This window comes from Baaleninema sp. (genome assembly GCF_049974805.1).
Classification (GTDB): domain Bacteria; phylum Cyanobacteriota; class Cyanobacteriia; order Cyanobacteriales; family Geitlerinemataceae; genus Baaleninema.
Window position 1 is genome coordinate 9,032 of the sequence record NZ_JBNGCO010000033.1, and the last position, 11,729, is coordinate 20,760.

Below are 11,729 nucleotides of genomic sequence, written 5' to 3' on the forward strand. Positions count from 1 at the left end.
TGCAAGCCAGATCCCCGGCATCTTGGAGATGCCGGGGATCTAACCCCAACTAGAGCGCTCAAAACCCACTTGAATGTTTGGCGATTATTGTGTAGATGACACTAACCTAGCTTCATGACTGTCTTCGCAGCCCTCTAACCCCAACTAGAGCGCTTTAAATATTGCTATACTGGAATCTATAGAGTTCGATCGAGCTTTGAATTATGTCTGGCGAAACGTTCTCTAACGTTAATGATGCAAGCCAGATCCCCGGCATCTTGGAGATGCCGGGGATCTAACCCCAACTAGAGATCTCGAGATAAATTTGGATGTTTGGCGATTATTGCATTCGAGGAATTTTGATGCCCAGACGTAAAACTGCATTAGAGGCAGGATATTATTATCATATTTACAATCGAGGGAATAATGGTGACTTGATATTTATTGAGCCTGAAAATTACGGATATTTCATAAAATTAATTAGAAAATATTTTATTGAAAGTTTGGTTGAAATGGTGTCATATTGTTTGATGCCCAATCACTATCACTTTTTAGTTTATCTCAAAGATAGAGATTTTTCGGATTGCATGAAAAAGTTATCTTTGGCTTATGTCAAGGCAATAAATCAAAGATACCAAAGGTCGGGAAGTTTGTTTGAAGGTCGATTTCAATCCATCGTCATCGATAACGATCGATATTTATGTCACTTATCTCGCTATATTCATATCAATCCTGTGCGTGCTAATTTAGTGAAACATCCGCAAGATTGGATATTTTCAAGCTATCGAGATTATGTTGGCTTGCGAAGGGGAACGTTGCCGAAGCCAGATGTGGTTTTGTCGCAGTTTTCGGGACGAGAGGATTATCGTCAGTTTGTTGAGAGTGAAGTGGACGAACGGATAATTCAACGTTTGATTTTGGAGTGAGGGCGAGATCCCCGGCATCTTGGAGATGCCGGGGATCTGAACACATAATATAAATTCAACTAAACCCAACCGATCGATCTCTGAGTCTGCATATCGAACAACTGCACCCGATCGAGATCGATCGACAGCCAAACCACCTCCCCCAACGTAACCCGTCGATCGCCCGGAAGTCTCGCCTGTACCGACAACGACGGATCGTCCACCGCACTCCCGATAACATAAGTTTCGCTACCCAAGGTTTCCAGTCGATCGATCCGAAATTGTAAATTTTTCGCCGCCGCAGCCCCCAAACTCAAGTGTTCCGGACGCACCCCCAACCACACCGACTGTCCGTCGTAATGACGCAACCACTTCTCCCAACTCGAAGGAAGCGTCAGGCGAAACTGGGGACAGACTAACTTCAAAGAATCCTTCACCCGAACCGAAATGAAATTCGTCGTCGGCGACCCCAAAAACTCCGCCACAAAGCGATTTGCAGGGCGATCGTACAGTTCCAGCGGCGCACCCACCTGCTGAATTTGTCCGGCGTTCATCACCGCAATCCGATCGCCCATCGTCATCGCTTCGACGCGATCGTGCGTCACGTAAACCGTCGTCGTTCCCAACTGACGCTGCAATTCCACCAGTTGACCCCGCGTTTCAGAACGCAACTTCGCATCCAAATTACTCAACGGCTCGTCCATTAAGAATACCGCCGGATCGCGGGCGATCGCTCGTCCCAACGCCACCCGCTGCTTCTGTCCCCCCGACAGTTCCTTGGGAAGTCGATCGCGCAACTCCTCAATTTGTAGCATTTGCGCCACCTGCTGAACCCGTTGGGCGATTTCCCTCTCCCGAGGCGTCACGTAACGCAGCGGTTTTGGAAATTTCCGCGTTGCAGACACCGCCAAACTCTCCCACAGGGGCGGTTTGCGGCGTCCCATGCGGCGCAAGCCAAACGCTAAATTCTCGTATACCGTCAAATGGGGATAGAGGGCGTAACTCTGAAATACCATCGCCACATCGCGGCGTTTTGGCCGAAGATCGTTCGCGAGGCGATCGCCGATATAAATTTTTCCCGCCGTGAGGGATTCCAACCCCGCAATCAGCCGCAACAGCGTACTTTTCCCGCATCCCGAAGGACCCACGAGAACCAAAAACTCCCCGTCGCGAACCGTCAAATCGATATCGCGCAACACCGACACCCCCGCCTCCTCCGAGGCGTCACCTCCCTGGGGAAATCGCTTGTAGACCTTTTCTAAGACAACTTCAGCCATCGGCGGTTGCGCGGAAATTTACCGATCCACTGTACGGCCGAATCCGCAATTTTTTGTAAATGTTATAGTGCAGAGAAGTTTGACACGCCGTCTGACGGCGATGCTGTCACGCACGGGAGAGCGAAAGGTTGACGATGCGCGTTCTGTTACTGTATACCAAATTTCCGAAAAGCTTTTGGTCCTTCGAGAAAACCCTCGAACTCATCGGACGCAAAGCCATGTTACCGCCGTTGGGACTCGTCACCGTGGCGGCGATTTTACCCCAAGAGTGGGAATTCAAACTCGTCGATCGCAACGTGGGGGACGTCACCGAAGAAGATTGGAACTGGGCGGATTTGGTGTTGATGTCGGCCATGATCGTCCAGAAAGACGATATGCTGGCGCAGGTGCAGCAAGCCAAACGTCGCGGAAAAGCCGTCGCCGTGGGCGGTCCCTATCCCACCGCCTTACCGGAGGAGTTAGAAGCCGTCGATACCGACTTTCTCATCCTCGACGAAGGGGAAATTACCTTACCGATGTTCGTCGAAGCGATCGAACGAGGGGAAACCAGCGGCGTGTTTCGATCGAACGGTGAAAAACCCGACGTTACCATAACCCCGATTCCTCGCTTCGATCTCCTCGACTTCGACGCCTACGCCGAAATGTCGGTGCAATTTTCCCGAGGCTGTCCCTTCCAATGCGAGTTTTGCGACATTATCGTACTCTACGGACGCAAACCGCGCACCAAAAGCCCCGAACAATTTATCGCCGAACTCGATCGTCTCTACGAATTGGGATGGCGTCGCAGCATCTTCCTCGTCGACGACAACTTCATCGGAAACAAACGCAACGTCAAACTGTTGCTGAAAGCCCTCCAACCCTGGATGGTGGAACACAACTATCCGTTTTCCTTCGCCACCGAAGCCTCCGTCGATTTGGCCAAAGACCAAGAATTAATGGATATGATGGTGGCCTGTAACTTCGGATCGGTGTTTTTGGGCATCGAAACCCCCGACGCCGACAGCCTCACCACCACCAAGAAATATCAAAACACCCGCGATCCCCTCAGCGACGCCGTCATTCAAATTGCCAAATCCGGCTTGCGCGTCATGGCGGGATTCATCATCGGCTTCGACGGCGAAAAAGCCGGGGCGGGCGATCGAATCGTGGAATTTGTCGAAAAAACCGCCATTCCCACCGCCCTGTTCAGTATGCTACAAGCCCTTCCCGATACCGGATTGTGGCATCGTTTAGAAAAAGAAGGACGCCTGCGGGAGAAAAACGCCAACATCAACCAAACCACGTTGATGAACTTCGTCCCCACCCGTCCGTTAGAAGACATCGCCCACGAGTATATCGATGCCTTCTGGCGATTGTACGACCCGGCGGCGTTTCTCGATCGTACCTATCGCCATTTCCGCTTCCTCGGCGAAGCCACCTATCCCCACAAAGGAAAAGCCACCCAGAAAAACACCTCTTGGGTGGTCATTCGGGCGTTACTGACGATCGCCTGGCGTCAAGGAGTATTGCGAAAAACCCGGTTCCAGTTTTGGCGCAACCTCTGGCTGATGTACCGCCACAATCGAGGCGGAATCAGCAGTTACCTCTCCGTTTGCGCCCAAGCCGAACACTTTTTAGAGTACCGCCAAATCGTCAAAGACCAAATCGAGGCGCAATTGGCGGCGTATCTGGCGCAAAAGCAGTCTCGAGACGCCGCGTCTTCAACTGAGACGCCACAGCCAGAACTGGTGCGTTAAGCCGTCAGAGGCGTTCCGTCCGGCAGAAAATTCCAGTATATTGATAGCGAACCCACTGCTAGACAGTCTTATGGCATTAGAATATCCCGAGGATCTCAGATATCTGGACTCTCACGAGTACGTTCGCCTCGACGGAGAAATCGCCACCATCGGTATTAGCGCCTTCGCCCTCGACGAGTTGGGCGATATCGTATTTTTGGAATTACCGGACGTGGGCGATACCGTCGAAAAAGGAGAAACCTTCGGTTCCATCGAATCGGTGAAAGCCGTGGAAGACCTCTACGCCCCGATTTCCGGAACTGTTACCGATCGCAACGAAGAAGCGATCGAATCTCCCGAACAACTTTCTGAAGATCCTTACGGGGAAGGCTGGTTGTTAAAGGTGCGTCTCGACAACCCCGACGACGAATTAGACGAAACCCTCACCGCTGAAGAGTATCGCGCCCAGGTGGAAGGGGACGAAGCGTGATGATGGGGTGATGGGGTGATGGGATGGGGAGATATCGAATCACCTCCTCATCCTGAAACACTGCTTCCTGTATCGGTTTATGAGATTGCGCCGCACTTTTAGGCCGTTCGAGACGGTTTCTCTCCTCGTCTGGGTTTTAGGGGCGTTTTCCCAACCCAGTGCGGCGCAAATCGTTCCCGATGCATCCCTTCCCGTTCCCTCCACCGTCGAATCGGAAAACTTACTCTATCGCATTACGGGGGGAACCACGGCGGGAAACAACTTATTTCACAGCTTTTCTCAGTTCGATTTAGAAACAGGATCGATCGCCCAGTTCGAGAATTCCGCTGCGATCGCCAACATTATTACGCGGGTGACGGGGGACGCCCCCTCGTTTATCGACGGAACCCTTCGCGCCAACGGTGTCGCTAACCTATATCTCCTCAATCGTAACGGGTTGATTCTCGGTAATAACGCCCGTCTCGAGATCGGTGGGTCGTTTTTCGCAACCACAGGCGATCGACTGCTGTTCTCCGACGGTTCCAGTTTTCCCAGCCTTCGGGAAAACAATCCCCCCCTGCTGTCAGTGTCCGTTCCCCTGGGGGTGCAAATGGGGGCGAACCCCGGCCATATCGCCGTCACGGGGGGCGGTCACAACCTTTCCTTCGCTGACGACTTTTCCACCGTCCGCGACGATCGCGCCGATGGATTTGCAGTCTCTCCCGGTGCGACGTTGCAACTGATTGGCGGCGATATCACCCTGACGGGGGGAAATCTCACCGCCGCCAACGGGTCGATTTCTCTGGTGTCTCTGGAGGGGGGAACTTGGAATTTCGACGGAAATTCGCTTCCCGCTGCAACTGGGGGCGAGATTCGCCTGTCGGCGGCGTCTTCGGTGGATGTCAGCGGGAACGGTGGCGGGCGTTTGACGGTTATCGGGCGCAATCTGTTTTTAGCCGACGGTTCGGTTTTGTTGGCGGATACCTTGGGAGATGCGCCGGGAGAGGGACTCACCGTTCGCGTTTCGGAGTTGGTGGACGTGCGGGGACTGGCCCCGGGAGAGGCGTTTTTTTCCAGTGGCTTTTTCGCAGCGGTGGCGCCGGAAGCCAGTGGCGACGGTGGGGATATTCTCATCGAAAGCGATCGATTGGTGGTGGAAGAGGGATCGATCGTCGGGGCGGACACCTTCGGGGCGGGAAATGCAGGAACTTTTACGGTTCGGGCCCGGGAAATCGAAACCCGCGATAGTAGTTGGTCCGGGTCGAGTTTCGCCTCCGCCACGGGAAACGGCGGACGCATCGAGTTGGACGCCGATCGCATTCTCATCGCAGACGGGGCGCAAATTTTGGCGTTTACCCTGGGGGCGGGGGATGCGGGGAGTATTGCAGTGCGATCGAACCTTTTGGAAGTGCGCGGCGTCAACGCCGCCACCTTCAACAGCGTCATCGTCGCCACCTCAGAAGCCGGAAGTACCGGACGCGGCGGAACGATAACTGTAGAGACGGGAATTTTGCGTTTGGCCGAAGGCGGCGCCATTTCTACGGGAACCAGCGGCGACGCCATAACCAGTGCGGCGGGAACCCTGACGGTGCGGGCGACGGAGGCCATCGAACTCTTCGGAACCGACGAAAACGGCGTTCCCGCTACCCTCTCCACCACCACCTTTAGCGACGCACCGGGGGCGGATTTGTTCGTGGAAACGCCCCGATTGGTGGCGCGAGACGGCGGACAGGTGAGTGCGGGAACCTTCGGCGGCGGCGAGGGGGGACGGGTGGTGTTGAATGTCTCGGAGATGGAGTTAAGCGGTTCCACAGCGGCGGTGGAGGTGCGAAACCGCGATTTTTTCGTGGACGAGTCGCAAACCCGCTTTCCCAGCGGTGTCTTTAGCAGTTCGGAAGGGGTTGGGGCCGCGGGAGATTTGCAAGTCAACGCCGATCGCATTGTGGTGCGTGACGGGGCGGAACTGACGGTGAGTAGCAGCGATCGCGGCGAGGCGGGTTCTTTGTCGATCGATACCTCCCGTTTGACCCTAGAATCCGGGGGACGCATTCGCGGCGACAGTGCGTCCGGGGCCGGAAGTTTGATGTTGAATTTGGCGGATTTGCGGCTGTTTGGAGGAAGTCGCATTTCCACTAACGCCCGAGGAACGGAACCGGGGGGAAATATCGCCATCGACACTGATACTTTGGTGGCCTTCGACAATAGCGATATTACCGCTAATTCCCTCAACAGTGTGGGCGGACGCATTCAAATCGAAGCGGCTGGGGTGTTTGGAACCAGGTTTCGATCGCAACTCACTCCCGAAAGCGATATTACGGCAACTTCGGCGTTAGGGTCGTCTTTTGGCGGCGTGGTGGAGTTGCGAGAACCGCAGGTGGAGACCAATTCCCCTTTGGTGGAACTCTCGGCTGAGGTGTTGGAATTGTCCGGGTTGGTGGCTGATGGCTGTTCGGCGTTGCGATCGGGGAGTCGGTTCGTGGTGACTGGCCGCGGGGGACTGTCTCGGGAAACGCCCGATTATACGACGGTTGGGCGGTTTTCCCGTTGGGAACCTAAGCCCTTGGAAACCACTGAAGCGGACAAGTCACCGCAAGACGATCGATCGACCCTGCAAGAAGCCACCGGATGGGTGACGCGCAGAGACGGACGAGTTCAATTGATAGTCGATCGTTGACAAAAAAGTACTCTTAAAATCTTACTAAAATCACTCAATTTAGATAGATTAGTATTTTTAGTTTGGGTTTGTAAATTGGGTAAAGCGATGGCAAAACCCAGCAAACTTTAAAAAATCCTACTAAAATTAACCTAAACACTACAAATTAAGATGACAAAAATAACTTATTTAGGATAGATTAGTAATCTTCCGGTGGAATCAAGTATGTTTTCCAACTAGCTTCCGATTCATTTTGACCTTTAAAATACCGAGCCAAACGCCAAGTTTTCCCTTCTTTTTGTCCTTGAATATATAAATCGAAAGGCTGTTGTTTGCGAGTTTTCCGTCCCGTAGGTAAATCCACAATTAAATTGTAAGTTCCCTTGAGGTGATAAGCAGGTAAATCTTGAATCGTGAGAGGTTCGTTAAAATCCACCGAAACGCGATCGACCGCCCAATCGGGTATTTCCGAGAGTTTGAGTGGCTCGGCGAGGCGTTCTTGATTTTGCTGAAATTGCAGTAAAATCGCCCGTTCGATGAGGTCGCGATCGAACCATACCGGAACCGACGAACAGGCCGCCAACAGCCAAACTAAAATAACTAACAGTACCCCCATACGAGGCTGTCGTAGAACCGTGGAACTGGGAACCCTCAAACTCGGCAAATATCTAACCCTCAACGACGTTTGTACCTGTACGCAAACTTACCATAAATACCGCGATCGCATCGATCCCTTTCCGAAGAACCCAGACGAAACCCTTCCGGCGTTACAGCGTCTGGCTGAAGAGATCCTCGATCCCGTTATCGACGAATTCGGGATCGATCGCTTCCGGTTAACATACGGCTTTTGCTCTGCCGATCTCAAACGATATCTCGAACGCAAAGATCCCGCAACTGGCCGCCGTCACGGCCGCGTCGCCCCCAATCTCGACCAACACATGGCGTTCGAGAAGAATACCAAGGGCAATTACTACTGTAAACGACCCGGGGCGGCTTGTGATTTTTATATTATCAACTTACCGAGCGATCGCCTCGTGGATTGGATTTGCGATCGCCAACTTCCCTTCGATTCTTTATATTATTACGGGGTCGATCGACCCATTCACATCAGTTACGGCGACGAACACAAACGCGCCCTGTGGACTTTTGACGCAGTGGGAAGACCGAGGAAGTTGAAGAGGTGATGGGATGATGGGATGATGAGGTGATGAGGTGATGGGATGATGGGATGATGAGGTGAGGTGCTTAAACCAAGCATCAACGATCGATCGTCAATTATTAATTATCGTCGTTGGTTAATTTCAATTGCAAATACACCAAAACCAACACCACCATTAACAACAACGTCGCCGCAGCAGCGGCGTATCCCAAATCGAATAAAGCGAAGGCTTGTTCGTAAATATAATACACCAAAATATTAGTAGAATTGAGCGGTCCGCCTCCAGTGATGACGTAGACTTGCTCGAAACTGCGAAGCGTAAAAATGGTGGTGGTGACGGTGACGAAAACCAACGTGGGGCGTAAACCGGGGACAGTCACGTGCCAGAATTGCTGTAACGGCGTCGCCCCGTCCAGTTCCGCCGCTTCGTAGCGGGATTGGGGAATCGTTTGCAACCCAGCGAGGAACAATACCAGATTGAAACCCAGTTGTTTCCAAATACTCAATAAAATTAACACGGGCATCGCCCAAACGGGACTCCCCAACCAGGGAATCGCGTCGATTCCCAAGAGGTTCAAAAAGTGGTTGACGGGGCCGTCCGTTTGAAACAGCCAACGCCAGCCCAAACCCACCGCAACAGTCGAGGTAATCGAGGGGATAAAATAGGCACTTCTGAGGAAGCCGCGAAACGTTTGAATACGATCGAGCAAGGCGGCCAATCCCAGAGGGATGAGGATACTGGGAATCACCGTCGCCACCGAGAAATAGAGCGTATTTCCCACAACTTGCCAGAAATCGGGAGAGGCGATCGATCTCCAGTAATTCTGAAGTCCCACCCATCGCGTTCCCGTTTGAGTAAAACTCCCTGTCGTCAAGCTGAGATAGACGAGATAGCCAATCGGTCCGAGGACGAACACCAACAGCAGCAGTAACGCCGGCGCCAGAAACGTCCAAGCGGCGACGGTATCGTTATCAAGCCAGCGAAACCCTTTCGACGCCGCGTTTCGATCGTTCGTCCCCAATTCCCCCATCATCTCGATCGCACCATCATCTCATCATCCCCTCAACCCCTTATCACTTCTTCTTCAACGCCTTCTTCACCAAGGCGGGAATTTCCGAAGGGCGAGTGGCGACGGGGATACCCACCTTTTTAAAGGCTTCGATTTTATGTTCGGCGGTGCCGATGTCCGTTTCGAGGAGAGCGGTTCCCGTGTACTGTTGCGTTCCGCTGAGGTGGGCCGCGACGATGGCTCCAGCGTGTCCGAGGCGTTTTCCTTTAGGGGCGAAGCGTCCGGCCACGTAGGCGATAGTGGGTTTGTCGATAGCTTCGGCGGCGTATTCGGCGGCGTCTTCTTCTGTCGAACCGCCAATTTCGCCCACTAAAACGATAACCTCGGTTCGATCGTCTTCATCGAGCATTTGCAACCACTGGGCGAAGGAGGACCCGAGAATCCCGTCGCCGCCGAGTCCTACGCTAATCGATTGTCCTAACTTGGCTTGCGTGAGAGACAGGGCGATTTCGTAAGTTAACGTCCCGCTGCGGCTGATGATGCCCACAGAACCGGGGGTGTAGAACTGGGCGGGGTGAGTTCCCAGGAGAATTTGACCGGGGACGATGATACCGGGACTGGTGGGTCCGACGACGAGGGTATCAGTGATGTCGGCTTTGCGAACCAGACGTACCATGTCCATCGGCGGCATTCCTTCCGTGACGATGGCCAGTTGGCGAATTCCCGCTGCGATCGATTCTAAGGCAGCGTCGAGAACCAAGAAGGGTTTGACGAAAATCGCCACGGCGTCGATGGGGCCTTGTTCTTTCACCGCCTCTTCCACCATGTCGTAAATCGGCACGCCGTTCTGAGTTTTACCGCCGTGACCGGGGGAGACTCCCGCCACGACCTGAGTACCGTATTCTTGCATCAAGACGGTATGGGTCGCCGCCAAGGGTTCGGTGATGCCGTGGACGAGAACTTTAGTGTCAGAGGTGAACTGCATAGGACGATGAGGGGATGGGGAGATGATGGGATGATGGGATGATGGGATGAGGGGGGGGATGGGATGATTTCTCGGTCTCATGGCGACACCCGATTTTTCAAGTCACGCACCCTACCCCGGTTCCCCGTTCCCTGTCAATTATCAATTATCAATTATCAATTATTTTTTGACGGCGAGGGCTACGGCGTCGTCGAGGTGGTCGAGAACAGTAATGTCAGTGTCAGAGAAGGCTTTTTGAGCCACCTCGCAATCGCTGCCGATGGGACGGACTATCCAACGATACTTGCCATCGCTCTGTTTGCGTTCGGCCACTTCGATGATGGTATCGACGATATCTTTACAGGAGGTGACGCCGAGAAGGAGGTTGACGAGAACCACGTTAACTCGCGAGGCTTTGGTGACTCGTTCCAAGCCAATTTTGAGGCGTTCTTGCAGGGGCAGTTTAGCTTCTCGCCAACATAATTCGCTGCCGAGGTTGAGGAAGTTGGCGGGTTTGCCTTTAGCTTGACATACGAGGTCGAGGGTGGACATAGTGAGTCCCGCCCCGTTGCAGACGATGGCGATGTTACCGTCGAGGCTGACGTATTCGGTGTTGAGAAAGGCGGTTTCGGAGGAGAGTTCCGAATCGAGGTGGCTTTCGTGAACCAGTTGGGCGAGGTCTTCGTGGCGGGTGAGGGCTTCGTCGTTGACGGTGATTTTCCCGTCGAGTGCCATCACGTCTCCGTTGTCGCGGATGCCGAGGGGGTTAATTTCTACTAAGTCGAGGTCTTTTTGCACGAAGAGCCGATACATATTTTCGACGATGGCGCTGACGGATTCGATCGCTTCTCCTTGCAAGCCCATTTTCAAGGCCAGACGGCGGGCGTAGAAGGGGGAAAACTCTTCTTTGACCACCACTCGCTGCATGTTGTCGCGATCGAAATTGACTTCGACGCCGCCGTAAGGGGAACCGAGGAGAACTGGGCGACGGGCCGAGTGATCGAGGAAAACCGCCAGGTAGAATTCCCGTTGGGCGTCGTATTTGGCCTCGGCTAACAACACCTCGGGATATTCTTCCTGTATGGGCAAGTTGAAGATCGCTTGAGCGGCGGCCACCGCGTCGATGGTGTTGGCGGCGAAGCGCACGCCTCCCGCTTTTCCACGTCCGCCAACGCGCACTTGCGATTTCAGGACGACGGGATAGGGAATTTTCAACCCCTTTAAGTCTTGGGGATGACGAATTTTTTGAGAGGGCAGTACCGGAATGCCCGTCTCCCGAAATAGCTCTTTGGCTTGATACTCTAGAAGATCCATCGGTGATTGGCGAACACCCACACAACTACCATATCCCGATCTGGCCGTTGGCGCTGAGATAGCGGCTACATTTTCGATCGCACTTTGACGGGCGATCGCACAACAACGAGACCGACAACGAATAAACCAGGATAACAAAGGTTCTAGCACGATAGACAAATTCGATCGAATTGGGTACAGTCGGACGAGAACGCCTACTGCGGGCGTATCCTTTCCTCGAACGGCGAGTTAGAGGGCGATCGATCCCTTTCGAGACCTGGCCTTTTCCCGTTTTCGACGTTCGG

Annotated in this window: 10 protein-coding genes; 5 read left to right on the forward strand and 5 right to left on the reverse strand. The window is 53.4% G+C overall.

The window, feature by feature from the left end; genetic code table 11:
- The first annotated feature begins 341 nt into the window (after positions 1-341).
- A complete protein-coding gene (locus tag ACP5D4_RS08745; protein WP_428011238.1) occupies positions 342-905 on the forward strand; it encodes a transposase in 564 nt (187 codons plus the stop codon).
- 59 nt (positions 906-964) lie between these two features.
- On the opposite strand, the gene ACP5D4_RS08750 is transcribed toward ACP5D4_RS08745, so the two are convergent.
- Positions 965-2,161, reverse strand: coding sequence for an ABC transporter ATP-binding protein (locus tag ACP5D4_RS08750; RefSeq protein WP_428011239.1), 1,197 nt, complete (start codon positions 2,159-2,161; stop codon positions 965-967).
- Positions 2,162-2,295: 134 nt separating this feature from the next.
- On the opposite strand from ACP5D4_RS08750, the gene ACP5D4_RS08755 reads away from it, so the two are divergent.
- The 3 genes from ACP5D4_RS08755 (at position 2,296) to ACP5D4_RS08765 (ending at position 7,019) form a co-directional block, all read left to right on the forward strand.
- Positions 2,296-3,897, forward strand: coding sequence for a B12-binding domain-containing radical SAM protein (locus ACP5D4_RS08755; RefSeq protein ID WP_428011240.1), 1,602 nt, complete (start codon positions 2,296-2,298; stop codon positions 3,895-3,897).
- Positions 3,898-3,967: 70 nt separating this feature from the next.
- Positions 3,968-4,366: a glycine cleavage system protein GcvH gene (gene gcvH / locus ACP5D4_RS08760; RefSeq protein WP_428011241.1), complete on the forward strand. Its 399-nt coding sequence runs from the start codon at positions 3,968-3,970 to the stop codon at positions 4,364-4,366.
- Positions 4,367-4,445: 79 nt separating this feature from the next.
- Positions 4,446-7,019: a filamentous hemagglutinin N-terminal domain-containing protein gene (locus tag ACP5D4_RS08765; RefSeq protein WP_428011242.1), complete on the forward strand. Its 2,574-nt coding sequence runs from the start codon at positions 4,446-4,448 to the stop codon at positions 7,017-7,019.
- A gap of 178 nt (positions 7,020-7,197) precedes the next feature.
- Here ACP5D4_RS08765 and ACP5D4_RS08770 read toward each other — a convergent pair whose 3' ends face one another.
- Entirely contained in the window at positions 7,198-7,614 is a 417-nt protein-coding gene (locus tag ACP5D4_RS08770) for a hypothetical protein (RefSeq protein WP_428011243.1), read from the reverse strand.
- Positions 7,615-7,639: 25 nt separating this feature from the next.
- Between ACP5D4_RS08770 and ACP5D4_RS08775 the strand changes: the two genes are divergently transcribed.
- The gene (locus ACP5D4_RS08775) at positions 7,640-8,182 is read left to right on the forward strand and encodes a hypothetical protein (RefSeq protein ID WP_428011266.1); all 543 of its coding nucleotides are present in this window, start codon (positions 7,640-7,642) and stop codon (positions 8,180-8,182) included.
- A 94-nt stretch (positions 8,183-8,276) separates the two neighbouring features.
- Here ACP5D4_RS08775 and ACP5D4_RS08780 read toward each other — a convergent pair whose 3' ends face one another.
- The 3 genes from ACP5D4_RS08780 to ACP5D4_RS08790 form a co-directional block, all read right to left on the reverse strand.
- Positions 8,277-9,191, reverse strand: a complete 915-nt coding sequence (locus ACP5D4_RS08780; RefSeq protein ID WP_428011244.1) for a carbohydrate ABC transporter permease — start codon at positions 9,189-9,191, stop codon at positions 8,277-8,279.
- Positions 9,192-9,231: 40 nt separating this feature from the next.
- A complete protein-coding gene (locus ACP5D4_RS08785; RefSeq protein ID WP_428011245.1) occupies positions 9,232-10,152 on the reverse strand; it encodes a succinate--CoA ligase subunit alpha in 921 nt (306 codons plus the stop codon).
- Positions 10,153-10,311: 159 nt separating this feature from the next.
- Complete coding sequence (locus ACP5D4_RS08790) at positions 10,312-11,445, reverse strand: ATP-grasp domain-containing protein (RefSeq protein WP_428011246.1); 1,134 nt, start codon at positions 11,443-11,445, stop codon at positions 10,312-10,314.
- Between the last annotated feature and the right edge of the window lie 284 nt (positions 11,446-11,729).